Consider the following 15,654-nt stretch of genomic DNA (forward strand, 5'->3'; position numbering starts at 1 on the left):
ATGGCGCCATTCAGGAGACCTGAGCTTGCGGCCGTCCACGATCGGGTGGTGGCCGCGATCGCCAATCGAGATCCTGTGACGTTCGCAGAATTGTACACCGACGATGGTGCGTTGCTTTTGCCGACCGGAAGAGTGGTAACAGGGCGTTCCGCAATACAGGAGGAGTTCGCTTCCTGGTTGGCGCAGGGTTTCGTTCGTCAAACCGTCGAGCTTGTCACCCTCAGCACTGACGAGAACTTCTCCATCGAAGAAGGACAAGCAATCGGAGAGTTCGAAACCCCGGATGGTCGCACCGAATCCAAGAGTCACTATCTTATCGTCCACAAGCGACAACCAGATGGCACGTGGTTGATGCATCGAGATATCTGGACGACAATCCCCGATATGGAGACGCCCGGGGTGTCGTACTGATGCTGAGCGTCGAAGAGTACTCGTCTGAGGATGCAACCGGACTGGCGGAGCTCATCGTATCTGGACATGTGACACCGGAAGAAGTGCACGCCGCGGCCCTTGAAGCAGTCACCGCAACCGACAAGAGGCTGAAGGCAGTGGTCGAAGGACCATGGGACGAGCCTCTCGAATCGTCGCGATCAGGGGTCTTTGCGGGAGTGCCGTTCGTCCTGAAGGACATCCTTTGTCATGCTGCTGGGGTGCCGGTCCACTCTGGCAGCGCTTCTCTCGCGGAGGGCGCCGTTTTCGGTCACGACTCACTACTCATGTCCCGGTTTCGAGACGCCGGACTCGCGACAATTGCAACGACTAAAACACCCGAGTTTGCGCTGAGTGTGGGAACCGAGCCACGTTGGGGTGGCCCCACCCACAACCCGTGGGATCCCAACCGAAGCGCAGGCGGATCCAGTGGCGGTTCCGCCGCACTCGTTGCAGCAGGTGCGGTTCCGATCGGACACGCGAATGACGGGGCCGGGTCCATCCGGATACCCGCCTGTCATACCGGACTCGTGGGTCTGAAGCCAAGCAGGGGCCGTATCCCTATCGGCCCAGACCTTCAGGAGGTGATGTACGGAAACGCCACAGAGTTTGCTGTCACTCGAACAGTCCGCGACACGGCACTCCTTCTCGACGCCGTACATGGCAATGCTCCGGGTGAGAAGTATGCCGCGCCAGGGCCCGGCCGGCCCTACGTGGATGAGCTGAGACCGCAGGAGGAGTTTCCTCTGCGCATCGCAGTCTGCGCCGACTCATGGAGTTCCAGATCCGTTGACCCCGAGGTGGTCACGGTGATCGAATCGACGATGTCGGCGCTTCAGGAAATGGGTCACCACGTGGAGTATGTGCGTCCTCCAATCGACTGGGAGGATTTCCTTTCCGCACTCACCGTCACCTGGTGTGCCGGCACGGCTTCAGCGGTAGTTCCTCTTTTCGAGGCATCGGCCGGAAATGTGAGGAGAGAGCACTTCGAAGCAACAACGCTTGCTTCTGCCGATGCGGGTCGACATCTGACCCCACTCGACCTTGGGCGTGCCTTTGACATCTACAACAGGGCAAGTCGGGTTATGGGCTCGTTCTTCGAGGAATGGGACCTATGGTTAACACCGACCGCAATTGGAGTGGCTCCTACACTCGGTTACTTCGATGCAGACAACGATTCCTACAACGCCGCGGAATGGGTGCGCAAGTGCGCGGAGTACTACCCAACATGCGCTCTCTATAACGTCGTCGGAGCGCCAGCGGTCAATGTACCTATCGGTGTCAGCACTGCTGGGTTGCCCATCGGAGTGCAGCTTGGAGCGGCGGTGTTCAGAGAAGACCTCCTCATCCGGACCGCCTCAGCACTCGAGCAAGCACGGCCGTGGTCTGATCGGCGGCCGAAACTCCACATCCAGAATATTGGGAGGGATACATGATTGTCGTAATCGACGTCGGCAGCCAGGGCTATAGCATGTCAGTCGATGAGGTGAACAACTTCGGAAGCCTCGCTGTGCGTCCAACGGCGGCAGTGGCGAACTCGCTCGAAGCTGCGGTCTCGGAGTTGGGGGCGGGACACCTCGACGGTGACCACCTATGGATCGAGATCGATGGACTCCGCGATCGTGGACCGAAAAACGTGGAGTGGAGGGAGAAGCTCACGAAGATGATCGACTTCGCAGATCAGCATGGATGGGTCGACGGTGGTCGCCGCGTTCGGGCCCACATCGAGTGAGTTGATCGACCAGCTGCAGTAAGCCAGGTGCCTCCCTGATCACAAACCAGTTCGCTGCCTAACGAGCAACTGACTCAGAGGTGATCAGGGAGGCGATCTCGGATCGCCGCTGCGCACCACATTTTGCCAGGATATGGGCAACGTGTGTGTCTACCGTGCGCCGCGAGATGATCAAGGAACTGGCAATCTGCTTGTTCGTCATGCCCTGGGCTATCAGACCTGCGATCTGCCGCTCACGATTCGTCAGACCTGCAAGCCCCGGATATGCGTCGTGAACATCGGATTGAGAGGGGTGTGTCTGTTCATTCCGAGCAAGAGTGGACGGAGTATTCAGTTCGTCGTGCGACGGTCTTGCGAGTCCGGGTATTCCCTCGACCCCGGCACGCAATCCTTCGGCGGTTGCTCGAGCAACGTCGGCATTGGACAGTTCTCTGGTCAGTCGGGACATGCTTGTTTCGCGATGTCTGTGGAGCCGGTCGAACCCCATCAATGGGGACCCCGCGGTACCCCAGTACGCGCCGGTCGCTGCCAGCAGCGCAGCCGCCTTGGGGAATTCGCCGTCCGCCGTAGCGATCCATGCGAGCAACTCACCTACGAGCGTGACACCAAGGTGGTCTTCAACCGTTGCCATGATGCTCAATGCCTCGTCAGCCAACGTTCCGGAACTTTCGGTCTCGCCTTTCATGAAGTGAATGAGTGAGCGAACCCACATCATGTACGCCAGACACCATCGGTCACCGCTGTTGAGGCAAATTTCTGCACACTGGTTACAGGACTCTTCAGCTTGATCGAAATAGCCAAACACGCAATATATCTCCGCCTGTTGATAGAGGAAGATCGCTGTCGCCATCTGGTCGCCGCGGGAGCGCGCATCGTCAACTGCGCTTTGGTAGCTGGCAAGAGCTGCGACCGCGTCCCCACGAAACCCGTGCACTGCGCCTAACAATGCGGTGGCGAAGGCCGCGGATCGCGAGTCATTTTCGCGTCCCGCGCTCGCCAAGCAGGTTCGGAGGCACCACTCCGCCCGATCGACCTCACCGGTGATCAGCAGGATCCAGCCCAGAGTCCATAGCGTCCGCGCTTCGCTTTGAACGCCGCGCTCGTTTACCCGAGTCCATGCCCGCTCAGCCCATATCTTGCCCTCATGTAGATGGCCACACCCGATCCAGTAGAACCATAGGTCGGCGACAACTGATGCCGCCAAACCGCATGTCCGCGAATCGTCGAGAGCGTGTTCGAATGCAACACGGATATTCGCGATCTCTTTTCCGACGCCCGTACTGGACTTCCGCTGATTCGGTCCGAACCAGATTTTCTCTGCATCCGCCGCGTATCCAAGGTAGTACTCCATATGCCGAGACCGAACTCGATTTGTTTGCCAGCTGTTTGGGTTACGGTCTTCGCCGGACAGCATCAACAAGCCGAATTCCCGCATCGAGTCGAGCATACGGAATCTGCTCACACCTTCGTCGTACTCGCAAACAAGGATCGATCGCTGGACGAGCGACTCCACCAGTTCGGCGGGGTGCGCAGTTGCTGTTGTACTACCGCAGATGTCAATGATCGCATCAAGGGTGGCGGACCCCGCAAACACCGAGAAGTACGCCCAAAGGCGCTGTTCGCCAAGATTACACTGATCCCAGCTCCATTGAAGGAGAGCGGTCAGGCTGCGATGACGTCGCGGTAAATCTCGGGGTCCGCCTTTCAACAAGCGGAAGCGGTCCTTGAGGCCGTCGATGATCTCACGAATGGACATCGACCGGGTCCGGAGCGCTGCTAGCTCGATTGCCAAGGGCAGGCCTTCGAGGCGACTACATAGCTCCAGCAACTCTGAGTCGTTCCAATCGACCGGGCCGAGACCCGTCACTGCCTGTGCTCGATGACGAAATAGGGTGACGGCGTCAGAAGACTTCGAGTCTCCCTTGTTATTGTTTCCAGCGACCGCGAAAGGGCGGACCTGAAGAACATACTCACCACTAATTCCCAATGCAGATCGCGTCGTTGTCAGTATTCTGATATCGGGACAATGGGCGAGTATATCCGCAATCCTCTGACCGATGTCTGCACCGACATAGTCGAGATTGTCCAGGACGAGTAGTGACTCTCGATCTGCAAGTTGTTCCTCCACTGAGGCTGCGTTCCTCGGGCCGGGTGCGGCGTCACGAATCGCCTGCTCTGCAAATCCGCCATCCGGCACCGTTGTGAGGTCGATGAGCCAGACACCGTCCCGGAAAGCTCTGTGCATGTCAGCTCCCACGGCTCGGGCCAACCGTGTTTTGCCCACGCCACCTGCTCCGGTCAGCGACAGCAATCGCGCGTGGGACAACACCGAACGGATCCGACGCATTTCGTCGGTGCGCCCGACGAAGCTTGTCACATCCGCCGGGAGGTTACTGTTGCGCGGCTGCTTCTTGATGCTCATGAAACTTCAGCCTCTTCCGTTTGGGACCAGCGCAGACACCACCGATCATGCCGCCTCATCGCGCATGTGTCGATGGTCACAATATCGGGAGACGCCCGATGATCAGTACCGGTGTCGGTAATAGGACCGATCCCCGATTACGTCGGCTGGGCGAGGCTCTTAGATGTTCATGTCGCCTCAAGCACCGCCGCACTACCTGGGAGTTACTATGGAATGGTCAATGTCTGTCGATCAACCAACCTTGCGTTCGTTCTTCGGTCACATTCCCAGCGGCGTTTTGGCGGTCGCCGCGGTGGTCGACTCTCAACCGGTTGGGATGGCGGTCAGCTCCTTCACGAATGTCTCCATCGACCCACCGCTGGTCACCATCTCGATTCGGAACGAATCGGAGACCTGGCCGGTACTCCGGCAGGCTCGATCCATCGGCGGTAGCATCCTGGCAGAAAAGCACACGTCAGTAGGCACCAAGTTGTCCAAAGGGCTCGCACACCAGAGGCTCAGCGATGTCGCGTTTACTGTCTCGGACAACGACGCGATCTTCATCAACGATGCAGCGGCCTGGTTCGAAGGCGTATCAGTCTCGGAGATACCAGCCGGCGATCATTCGCTCGTCCTTGTACAAGTTCAACGGCTCGCGACCAACGCCGATTCAATGCCCTTGATATTTCACAAGAGTAAGTTCGCCGGGGTCCGGCATGACTGACGCTCGCTACGGTCCGCTCACACTGATTGTCGTTCCGCCGAGTACTCGAATTCGTTTTGCCCCAGTGCATGAAGGACGCGCGGAAACCTATCCGCATGTACTCTCGGCCGACAATCTGCGCACCGCCTCGAACCAGTCTAAGCACCTTGAACCAGACGATCACCAGCGCCGACCCCATCCGTTGCTGCGGATCCACGACGAGGAGGCGCCCGCATCTGTCGCCAGTCAGGCGTGGCGGGCACTCGACGGTACAACCGACAGGACCAGTGCCATCTGGGCAAGGTGGCCGGCAAGGAATATCGCCGGCCTGATTGCCGACGCAGTCCGTGCTGGAGTCGCGCAGGGCGCAGTGCTTTTCACGGCTGGCTCGGTCACCTACAGCGACGAGGTCGCCAGCCACATTTCAGCGTCCGGCTTTAAGGTGATCTCGAGCGTCCCGGGATGGACGCTCGAGATCATTCGATCAGCCGACCTGGACAGGTGTGCCGACCAGCCAACCTCCATCGACCGCGATGACTTCTCCGCAGAGGTGATCCGACAGCCCAGATGAAAGGAATAGAACGGTATCGGCAATCTGCTGGGGCGTTGCCCACTTGCCGTTCGGGGTCTGAGCTTCGAGGGCGTGCCGTATCGATGCGTCGTACATCGCGGTCATCTCGGTTTCAACGAAGCCTGGTGCAACTGCATTCACATTGATCCCTTGCGCCCCGTAATCGATCCCTACCTGCCGTGAGAAGTTGATGAGAGCACCTTTCGCTGCACAGTAGGCAGCGAAGCCTTGATTGGCGCGGAGGCCACTCACGGATGCAATATTGACGATCTTTCCACCGGCACCGCGATTGAGCATGTGCCGGATTGCAGCCCGGGTGCAGTAGAAGGTTCCGTCCACATTGACGGAAAATATCGCCCGCCAGGACTCGTCCGACGTCTCGGCAACAGTCCCCGATACGATCGTCCCAGCATTGTTGACAAGGATATCGATGCCGTGTCGTCCGGCGATGTCGTTCATCGTCGCGTCAACCTCGGGAGACGACGATATGTCGAGTAGCACCGATTCTGCGTGCCCGCCCCTACTCCTGATCACATCCGATGTTGACAGCCCGTCGTTTCGCAGCGCATCGCTTCGATCGGCGATGGTCACCCGCGCACCCGCATCTGCGAGCGTGATCGCAACCGCTCGCCCGATCCCGCGGGAACCTCCCGTCACAACTGCACTCTTTCCGTTCAGATCTAATCTCGTACCCATACTTCCCTCTATTCTCGATCTTTGCGGACTCGCCTCAGCGTGTGACGAGTCCGCAAGAACCAGCTGCGCGTAGGTTATGCGCGGATCCTTGAGTCAGCTTCGTGTGTTCACGAAGCGACGAATAACGTTGGCGGTAATGCGTGACACTCCGTTGTCGGCGTTGTTGTGGAGCAACGCTCCCGACCACGCGATAGAACCAACCGAGAACACTTCCCCACCGGCGGGCGTTTGGAAATACACGATATCCGCCCGAACATCCGGATCTTGTTGCCCTCCGCCATGTCCTGGCAGGTTCATGGCGATTTCTTCGAGTGCGCGTTGATAGAAGTTCGAATGATCGCGCGAGGACGCCAAGACGACGGCACCTGGAGGTGTCCCCAAGGCATGGTCGGCCCGATCGAGCTCATCTCCTGCCGCACCGCCCATCGAAGCCCCATACGAACCGATGGGGTTCTCCTCGACTCCATCCAGGATCCATTTCAGGTCAGGGCGCTGAGCATTGGTGCGGTAGTACGGCTCCGAACTCCCCCATCCTTGGGCGGCCATACCGACTCCGACCAACTTTTGTGGTGCACAGCCTCGATGACGCCACAAGCCGCCCGGCTCTCCTGTCGACATCAAAGTCACTTCGCCCGGGTAGGATTCCCAGCAACGAATTCCTGCGTAGCCTCGACGGATTTCGGCTATCAACGGATCCCCACTGTAGACGCCTGTGACCCAGTACCAACCGTTTCCACCGAGGTACATCAAGCTTCCGCCGTCGTCACGGTACTGCTGCAACGTCGTCAGCATGGACCTGCTGGTGTATTCAGGGTGTGAGCCTGAGATGATTGTCGCGTACGGATCCAGGTACGCGGCGCCTCGTACGTGAACTTCATGATCCGTTATCACGTCGACCGTAAAGCCCTGTCGTGCTAGCCATTCGACGAGGTACATGTCGGCGGAGAATCCGCGTCCGGCGTTGTTGAGCCACATCCGGTACCCTCGTCGAAGGTTCACGATCTGTCGTCGTGCGGATGAGTAGATGACTCCGCTTCCGTCGGGATGGGTGTCATACATGGACAGCCCGAAGGAACTGTCACCCACGTGAGCCTCGTCCTCCGCAGCAACGAGCACCTCTTGGTCCGTCATCGCCGAGGTATCAAGGCCGTTGAATAGATTCTCGTTGGCATATGCCAGGTAGGAGAATGTGGGCAGCAGCAACGCGATTCGATTTCTCTGATCAGAACTTTTCGGCACTACCACAATCGGAGTGGTGTCCGATCCGGAGCCGTCTCGTGCCGAGACAACGACGCCGTAGACGCCACTTTCGAGATCCTCAGGTAGCTGTTCATGAAGTGTCGGATTCCAACCGACATCGATGAGATCTGTTTCGTGAAAGTGTGCCGCGGCGAACTCGGAGGGGCGCTGAGTATAGGTGATCACGTCCCCGGTGAAGTGGCGTCCTGTAACGCCACGAGCAGGAAGATTGACAAACAAGCCGTCCGGTTGTCCGCCAACGAGTGCGCGAGCGATTTCCCGGTCTTCCCGGGCATCGCGTGGCGCAAAGTCCCACTCTGCAATGAGTGTGTCACCAAATACGTCGGCCGGCGTCAGCTCGCTCGCCGCCATCCGCCGAACATCCGAGGACGGCAGAGCCCGCCTTGCAATAAAAGGGGCCTCGACCTTTGCATTTAGGTTGTCACAAGCCCGGCCCCGACAGAGCTGACCGGTGCGTTCGATCGACTCAGGCCGCCGTGCCCCGACTGTGGCGTTTTCGATCGAGAGGCGATCAACGCTGGCTCGCCTCTGATCATGACCACTGCGGCCGTACAGACTGTCCACTGGTTCAAGCCAGACGTGAGCAAACAAGCCATCGAATGCCCCTGCAACGAAGTACCACGAATGATCAATGATGCGCTCGGTGGCTGTGACCGACCACAACTCGACCTCATCATCGATGGCGGTGAGCGTTAGAGCTCGGTCCTCGATTGCCAGGACGATCGAAACTGCCGCCGAATCGTTTGCCGCGATGATCGTCTGTCTGTGAGGGCTGTCAAAGTTACTGGACCACACGTACGCACCGAGTGTGAACTGGACTTCGTCCGTAGTGCTGGTCTGTGAGACATCACCGCTCATGAAGGAGCCGACACAACTGAGCTGCGACGATGCGTGGTAGGTACCAGCCGCGCTCCACGGCACGTTGTAGTCCAAATCAGAATTACTGCTCCCCGAGTCGAGCATGCGGACGAGCCGCACGTCGACCGACTCGGAGCATGTGTCGACATGAAGAGTGAGTCCGTCACCGGCCTCGTACGACAACTTGTCGGTGTATGCCCGCACTGGTAGTGCATTCATGAGGTGTCCATTCTCTTGTGGTTGAAGGTGCCCAGCGGGTCCAGTCGACGTGGTGTGCGCCGCAGTCCGTCGAAGCTGATTGGCGTTTACATGATGAGCCCTCCGGACGTTCGCCCTGGAACATCGCCGTTTGCATACTCCCAATGGTTGTAGCGTTGCAGTTCCTTTGTGTGCCCCGTACTGGATGTAAGGCAGCCCAATTCGTCGTGTTGGGCAGTTCGTCAATCATTGCGGAGGTGTCGCTGTTGAGGATCGGTAGTTTTACCGATGCAATGCCGAATTGGGGTTTCGTGACAGCAGCCCACCTATGACAGACATCGCGGCAACGGGTCGGATCACTCTGTTGGTTTTCCGGTCTTGGGAAGGATTCAACGCAAACACGCATCACGCGCATGTCGATCTTGATCAGCGTATGGTCCGCGCTGTCGTCTGTCTGATGGGTCCCGCAAGGACTAGCACGTGAAGCCATCAGGCCTGCACAGGGTCTAGTCAATGATCCGAAAGGGTGGTTACATAGTCGCGTCGGCGCGAGCAGGCGACTTCCCTGCGGCAGAACGCAACAGCGCCTGAGGTGACAGTTCACCGGATCTGCGGAATCGCAGTTTCGACCTTAACGGAGACAGTGAGTGTCGTGGTATTTATTCTGCTACATGCTTTTACGGCCTTCTTTCGCGTGTTGTCCGGTACCTGCGCACCCTTGCGTAGCTTCCAGTTCTGGGCAGGATTCGATGGATTGGAAAGCGAATCGAAGGCCTTCGTTGGCCTGACGACGACGAAACAACGTCAGGTGCAGTCCCCATCCATAGAAGGCTCCGTCCGATGAGCACGGGCGCTGACAGTTTCCGCGCAGTAGTCGCCGATCAGGTCTTGACGGAACTGATCGTTTCGTCTTTGTGTGAGTCCATGAGAGCGTCGGCCGGTACGGCTCGTTATCTCGAGACCGCTGCGACAAAGTTGCGCAGCAATGTGAGCGCGTGTTCTTCACATCGCCATAGCACTTCCGGGTGCCACTGTACGGCGATGATCCGTTCTACTTCGAGCGCGAACGCTTCGACCAGTCCGTCGTCGGTGAAGGCGACCGGTCGTGCATGGTGAGAGGGTCTTGATGCCCTGATGGTGCTGACCGTTTACCCGGACGATTCCGTCGACTCCCATCCACTCGGCGAGGTGTGATTGCACTCGGGTGATCACCACCCCGGGACACGACCCGCTGGCGCGGAGTTGGTCGACGACACCGTAATCGACGGTCGAGTCGACCAGGAGAACACATGTGGGAACTCCGGCAGTGGACCATCTCATCGGCTTCCTGATTGGCTCGCCGGACAGTTCGGCCGCACGTCGCCGCCCTTGTTCCGGGCTCACGGCCGCCGCCGGCGATCTTGCGTCCTCACGACGTCTGCCGATCTCTTTCGGCTCACTCTCCTGCATCTCAGCGGTTCCGACCCGCTCCCTCAGAAGTCTCAGGGCCCCGTGTGCGCTGACCCGTCTCCGATCAGCGCCGTGGGTCCGGGCTTCCTCGCCCCCCTCTTTCCGGTGACGAAGCTGCGGAGAAGTTCGAGTGCATGCGGCTCGTTCCGCCATAGCACTTCTGGATGCCACTGCACCGCGACGAGGCGGTCAGACGCGATCTCGAAGGCCTCTACGAGACCGTCGTCGGTGTAGGCGACCGCTCGCGCCGACGGAGCCAGGGTCTTGATGCCCTGATGGTGCTGACTGTTGACGGGGACGATCCCGTAGATCCCCATCCAGTCGGCGAGGAGGGTGTCCGCTTCCACCTGCACCAAGTGCAGGCTGTCGATCAGAGCTTCCTCGCTGTGCCAGTGCCCGGTGCGCCCGACCCAGTCCCGGGCCAGATCGGCGTAGAGCGTGCCGCCGAGCGCGACATTGGTCAACTGTGCTCCGCGGCAGATGGCGAGGATGGGAATTCCACGCGCACGCGCGATCTCGAGTGCGGTGAGTTCGTTCGTGTCTCGGTGGGGATTGATTTTCTGGATCCGCGGGTCGTCGGGTGAGCCGCCGTACAGGGAAGGGTCGACGTCCACTCCCCCGCTGATGAGCAGACCGTCGACAGACTCGAGAATCGCGGGGAGGTCGGTTCGCGGTTTCCCGCAGTCGATGGCGACCGGTGCTGCGCCGGCAACGACGATGCCGCGGAACATCTCCTTCCAGTGGACGAACCCGGGCAGTTCGTCGAAGTCGAGCGTGACCGCGATGACCGGGATCTCTGCGCTCATCGACATTCCTCCTTCCTGCACTGCCGGTGCAAGATCGATTCACCCGCGACAACCGATGTGCAGCTCAGAAGACCGACCAGCCGGCCAGCCGAGCGAACTCCTCGATCGCCGCCACTCCACCGGCGGAGTTACCGTCGGTGTCGAGCGGAGGGCTCCACACGCAGACGGTGCCCAGGCCCGGCATGATGGCGAGCACGCCACCGCCGATGCCGCTCTTGGCGGGCAGGCCGATCCGGTATGCGACGTCACCGGCCGCGCCGTACATGCCGGACATCAGCAGAACGGCGTTGACACGGCGTGCCGACGCATTGTCGAGTACCTCCGTGTCGGCGGAGCGGTCGGCGAGGAAGAGGGCCGACTTCGCGACCGTTTCCACGGACGCTGCGATGGCGCACTGGGCGAAGTACTGCGTGAGTACTCGGTCGATGCCGTTGACGAGCTTGCCGTGTTCGGCGAGGACGTGCGCGATGGCCGCGTTGCGATGGTCGGCGACAGTCTCCGACAGCGCCACCCGTGCGTCGGAATTGATCGCGGCGGTACCGGAGGTCGAAGCCAGGAGATCGATGGTCGCACCCACCGCGTCCCCGGTGAGATCCATCAAGCGGTCCGTGACGACGAGTGCCCCGGGATTGACGAAGGGGTTGCGGGGCCGGCCGAGGTTGCGTTCGAGCTCGGCCACCGAGCCATACCCGGAGTCGGTCGGCCCCCATCCGATGTGGTCCCACACCGCGGGGTTGCGTTGCAGCAGGGCGCACAGGGCGAAGAGCTTGGAGAGGCTCTGGATCGAGAACGGTTCGGTTCCGTCCCCGGCGGTGAGCACGCAGCCGTCCACGGTCGCCACGGCCATGCCGAACTTCGTCGGCGGCACCGAGCTGAGCGCCGGTACCTGGGTCGAGACGTGCCCGGCCACCGCGGCGGCGCGACCGTGCTCGGCGGCGAGGCCGAGGTACTCCTGGAGCTGGTCGGTGCGCGTCTCGAGACGCGCGAGTTGTGCCGAAATGTCGCACCTCATTTTCAACTGGGCGGAACCATAGGCCGGCCAAGTATCTGGCGCACCGTGCTCGATACCCTCCCCGCTTCCGCGGGCGATGGGACCGTGCGTGCAGTAAGCGTGCCTGCTGACATCCGGCGGAAGTCGCGGACGCGTTGGGCCGACACGGTCGACCCTAATCAGGGAATTAGAACTAGTCAATAGACCTTTAAGTCGGAGAGAGGCCGCGTCGCGACGAACGCCGCCAGGGAGGCGTCGGACACGTTTCGGCCCGGAAAATTCTGTGTCACGCGCCACTTTTTGTGGTCTACTGGTCTTGTCTTTAGTCCTTTAACGGCTCTAGGCTTCCACGGCATACATTGCGAAAGGTAGGCCCGTATGACCGTCAATTCACACCCCTCGGACGGCACCACTCCCCCCGGTCAGGACCACCCTCCGGCCCGACTCAAACGCGGCGCGATCGGTCTTGTCGGTGTCGTATTCATGGTGGTGGCGTTCTCGGCGCCGATCACCGCGATGACCGGAAATCTGCCTGTTGCCGTCGGCTTCGGCAACGGGACCGGCGCTCCGGCAGGCTTCATCATCGCCACCGTCGTGCTCACCATCTTCAGCATTGGCTTCGTCGCCCTTGCCAAGCACATCACCGCCGCCGGCGCCTTCTACACGTTCGTCTCCCGCGGCTGGTCCAAGATTCCCGGGTTGCCCGCCGGCGTGATGTCGATGGTGACGTACATGATCATGGAAGCCGGTTTGATCGGGATCTTCTCGGCGTTCGCGAAGCAGGCGATCGGATCGCAGTTCGGGATCGGCCTACCCTGGGAGGTGTACGCCTTCCTCTGTGTCGTCGTGATCGCCATCCTCTCCCACAAGGACATCTCGGTCGCCGCCAAGGTCCTCGGCGTGGTCCTGGTCTGCGAGATCGGAATGCTCACCCTCACCGCGGTGCGCTCCCTGGCTGCCGGCGGCGGACCGGACGGCATCATGTGGAGTTCCCTCAACCCTGTCAACGCCCTGAGCACGAACGGTGTCGCCGGCGGCGTGGTCGGGCTCGGTCTTCTGATGGCATTCTGGTCCTGGGTCGGCTTCGAATCCACGGCCATCTACGGTGAGGAATCCGAGGACCCCAAGAAGATCGTCCCGCGAGCGACCCTCATCGCAGTGATCGGTATCGGTGTCTTCTACGCCTTCATCTCCTGGGCCATCATCACCGGCAACGGAGCGAAGGAGTCCGTGGAGCTGGCCTCGAGCTCCAACCCCTTCGAGCTGCTGTACGCACCGACCCGTGAATACGTCGGAGCCTGGGGGGTACCGGCCTTCGAATGGCTCGTCCTCGGCGGCTCGTTCGCCTGCGCGCTGGCCATCCACAATTCCGCCGCCCGATACCTGTTCGCCTTCGGGCGCGACGGCCTCCTGTGGCGCCGGCTCGGCGAGGCTCACCCGCAGCACTCGTCACCGTGGATCGCCTCGCTCACCCAGAGCATCTTCGCCGCGATCATCCTGCTGATCTGCTCGCTGACGCAGTCGGATCCCTACTCCACCCTGTTCGTACTCGTTGCGATCCTGGCGACGCTGTGCCTGCTGATCGTCCAGGTCATGTGCTCGATCTCGGTCATCACCTACTTCCACGTCTGGAAGCAACACCCGGAAACGGCGAACTGGTGGCGCACCCTGGTCAGCCCGATCATCGGCGGCCTCGGAATGGTCTTCGTGATCTACCTGATGACCACCAACATGGAAGCAGCAGCCGGTACCGCATCCGGATCGCTGTTCTTCAAGGCGATTCCATGGATCGTCGTCGGATTGCTCTTCGGTTCGATGGGCGTGGCCCTGTACTGGCGATCATCGAAACCACACCTCTACGCCCGCATCGGCAGCACCGTCTTCGACGACGAACCCGACCACTCCGTTCTGACCGAGCCGGCACCCGAGCCCGCCTGATCTACCCCGTATGTGGCCTCCTCGTCGGCGAGGGGGCCACACTCGGTCATGACCCGTACCCAGCGACCCGAAGAGGAAATGATGAAGCAGACTTCGAACTCGATGAAAGTGCTCGTGACCGGCGGCAGCCAGGGCATCGGGCTGGGCATCGCGGAGGTGTTCGCCGCCGCCGGTGCCCAGGTCGCGATCGCGGGCCGCAATCCCGCGAAGCTGGAGAAGGCACGCGCACGGCTGTCCGAACTGGGCGCGACGGTCGCGACGATCGTCGCCGACGTCGCCGACCGCCGATCGTGTGCGCGAATGGCCGCCGAAGCGGACGAGTTGCTCGGTGGCCTCGACGTGTTGTGCGCCAACGCCGGAATCTATCCGGAGCAGACGCTCGAGCAGATCACCCCGGAAGACCTCGATGACGTGTTCGCGACCAACGTGCACGGCATGATCTTCAGCGTCCAGGCGTGCCTGGATGCGCTGACCCGATCCGGCCGCGGACGGATCGTGGTGACCTCGTCGATCACCGGACCGATCACCGGATTTCCCGGATTGAGCCACTACGGGGCGAGCAAGGCCGCCCAGCTGGGCTTCGTCCGCTCGGCGGCACTGGAACTCGCCTCCCGCAAGATCACCGTCAATGCAGTCCTTCCCGGCAGCATCCGCACCGAAGGACTCGACAGTCTCGGCGCCGACACCATCGCCCGAATGGAAGCGTGCATCCCGCAACGTCGACTTGGTGCCACTACCGACATCGGGCACGCCGCATTGTATTTCGCCAGTGAGGGCGCAGGCTTCGTAACCGGTCAGACACTGACCGTCGACGGGGGCCAGACCCTTCCGGAGGTGCCCGACGCCGCAGTCAGCGCTTGAGCCAAGACTCGAGCGTGTGCCGGGTGCCGAGGATGTGCTCTTCCATCTGCTTGGCCGCGACCTCCGGGTCGCGGCTCTCGATGGCCTCCAGAATCGCCTCGTGATAGTCGTTCGCGTTGGGCTCGAGGCGGCCGAAGATCGCCCCCGTCGGAAGCCACATTTTGCGTCGTGCGTCGGCCACCGACTCGAGCAGATAGTCGTTGCGGCAGGCCTGGGCGATCCCCATGTGGAACGCGGAGTCGAGAGTCTGGAACTCGGTGACCCGGTGCACGGACTGGTCCTGCATCGCGGCGTCGAGGGCGCTATCCATGCTTTCGAGCAACGTTCGCAGCTTCGTGAGGTCGGCGGCTCGACGGCGCAGCGCTGCCAGACGGGTCGCCCCTGTCTCCACCACGATCCGGTAGTCGAACGCATCGCGGACCGCCGTCTTGTTCTGGCGCATCAGTCGGCGGGTCTCGGCCGGGTCGTAGGTGGGAGCCTGCACGGTGAATCCGCCGCCGCGCCCGCGGCGAACGGCGATCAGGCCTTCCCGCTCGAGCACTGCCACCGCGGCCCGCACCACGGTGCGCGAGACGTCGAGCATTTCCGACAGCTCCCGCTCGGTGGGAAGCCGGTCGCCGGGCCGGAACTGACCCAACTCGAGCGCCCGGCGCATCTGATCGACGACCAATTCATGCGCGGGAATCTGCCGGATCGGACCGAATCCGGACGGCGATGCCGTGGCTGTTGTCATGCGAGGCTCCTTCCCCTCCCCCCAATCT

Annotated in this window: 13 protein-coding genes; 6 read left to right on the forward strand and 7 right to left on the reverse strand. The window is 61.1% G+C overall.

The features are described 5' to 3' along the window. From tpdB to OYT95_RS38480, 3 genes are read left to right on the forward strand one after another with little or no spacing between them, the layout of a single operon-like run. Complete coding sequence (gene tpdB, locus OYT95_RS38470) at window positions 1-411, forward strand: tetramethylpyrazine oxygenase system oxygenase component subunit beta TpdB (RefSeq protein WP_081315551.1); 411 nt, start codon at window positions 1-3, stop codon at window positions 409-411. Beyond that, complete coding sequence (locus OYT95_RS38475; RefSeq protein WP_268792848.1) at window positions 411-1,865, forward strand: amidase; 1,455 nt, start codon at window positions 411-413, stop codon at window positions 1,863-1,865. Before tpdB ends, OYT95_RS38475 begins: the two co-directional genes overlap by 1 nt. Continuing rightward, window positions 1,862-2,161, forward strand: coding sequence for a hypothetical protein (locus OYT95_RS38480; RefSeq protein WP_268792849.1), 300 nt, complete (start codon window positions 1,862-1,864; stop codon window positions 2,159-2,161). Before OYT95_RS38475 ends, OYT95_RS38480 begins: the two co-directional genes overlap by 4 nt. Before the next feature lie 58 nt (window positions 2,162-2,219). Here OYT95_RS38480 and OYT95_RS38485 read toward each other — a convergent pair whose 3' ends face one another. Beyond that, the gene (locus OYT95_RS38485) at window positions 2,220-4,583 is read right to left on the reverse strand and encodes a helix-turn-helix transcriptional regulator (RefSeq protein WP_268792850.1); all 2,364 of its coding nucleotides are present in this window, start codon (window positions 4,581-4,583) and stop codon (window positions 2,220-2,222) included. Between the two features lie 220 nt (window positions 4,584-4,803). Here OYT95_RS38485 and OYT95_RS38490 point away from each other — a divergent pair, with 220 nt between their 5' ends. Beyond that, the gene (locus OYT95_RS38490) at window positions 4,804-5,286 is read left to right on the forward strand and encodes a flavin reductase family protein (RefSeq protein WP_196775314.1); all 483 of its coding nucleotides are present in this window, start codon (window positions 4,804-4,806) and stop codon (window positions 5,284-5,286) included. 463 nt (window positions 5,287-5,749) lie between these two features. Here the strand turns inward: OYT95_RS38490 and OYT95_RS38495 are convergent, their stop codons facing one another. From OYT95_RS38495 to glsA, 5 genes are all read right to left on the reverse strand, one after another. Further along, the gene (locus OYT95_RS38495; RefSeq protein WP_065493504.1) at window positions 5,750-6,532 is read right to left on the reverse strand and encodes an SDR family NAD(P)-dependent oxidoreductase; all 783 of its coding nucleotides are present in this window, start codon (window positions 6,530-6,532) and stop codon (window positions 5,750-5,752) included. A 93-nt stretch (window positions 6,533-6,625) separates the two neighbouring features. Further along, window positions 6,626-8,869 (reverse strand): N,N-dimethylformamidase beta subunit family domain-containing protein, encoded by a 2,244-nt coding sequence (locus OYT95_RS38500; RefSeq protein WP_268792851.1) that lies wholly within the window; start codon window positions 8,867-8,869, stop codon window positions 6,626-6,628. A gap of 929 nt (window positions 8,870-9,798) precedes the next feature. Further along, window positions 9,799-9,984: a gamma-glutamyl-gamma-aminobutyrate hydrolase family protein gene (locus tag OYT95_RS44865; protein ID WP_442972609.1), complete on the reverse strand. Its 186-nt coding sequence runs from the start codon at window positions 9,982-9,984 to the stop codon at window positions 9,799-9,801. A gap of 345 nt (window positions 9,985-10,329) precedes the next feature. Next, entirely contained in the window at window positions 10,330-11,103 is a 774-nt protein-coding gene (locus OYT95_RS38505; protein ID WP_268792852.1) for a gamma-glutamyl-gamma-aminobutyrate hydrolase family protein, read from the reverse strand. 64 nt (window positions 11,104-11,167) lie between these two features. After that, a complete protein-coding gene (gene glsA / locus OYT95_RS38510; RefSeq protein ID WP_268792853.1) occupies window positions 11,168-12,115 on the reverse strand; it encodes a glutaminase A in 948 nt (315 codons plus the stop codon). Window positions 12,116-12,472: 357 nt separating this feature from the next. Here glsA and OYT95_RS38515 point away from each other — a divergent pair, with 357 nt between their 5' ends. After that, window positions 12,473-14,032 carry an APC family permease gene (locus OYT95_RS38515; protein WP_268792854.1) on the forward strand — a complete coding sequence of 520 codons (1,560 nt, stop codon included), beginning with the start codon at window positions 12,473-12,475 and terminating at the stop codon, window positions 14,030-14,032. Window positions 14,033-14,113: 81 nt separating this feature from the next. Beyond that, the gene (gene fabG, locus OYT95_RS38520; protein WP_268793270.1) at window positions 14,114-14,893 is read left to right on the forward strand and encodes a 3-oxoacyl-ACP reductase FabG; all 780 of its coding nucleotides are present in this window, start codon (window positions 14,114-14,116) and stop codon (window positions 14,891-14,893) included. On the opposite strand, the gene OYT95_RS38525 is transcribed toward fabG, so the two are convergent. Further along, a complete protein-coding gene (locus OYT95_RS38525; RefSeq protein WP_268792855.1) occupies window positions 14,883-15,626 on the reverse strand; it encodes a FadR/GntR family transcriptional regulator in 744 nt (247 codons plus the stop codon). The genes fabG and OYT95_RS38525 overlap by 11 nt on opposite strands. Between the last annotated feature and the right edge of the window lie 28 nt (window positions 15,627-15,654).

The sequence above is a fragment of the Rhodococcus sp. JS3073 genome (assembly GCF_026810085.1).
GTDB lineage: Bacteria > Actinomycetota > Actinomycetes > Mycobacteriales > Mycobacteriaceae > Rhodococcus_F > Rhodococcus_F wratislaviensis.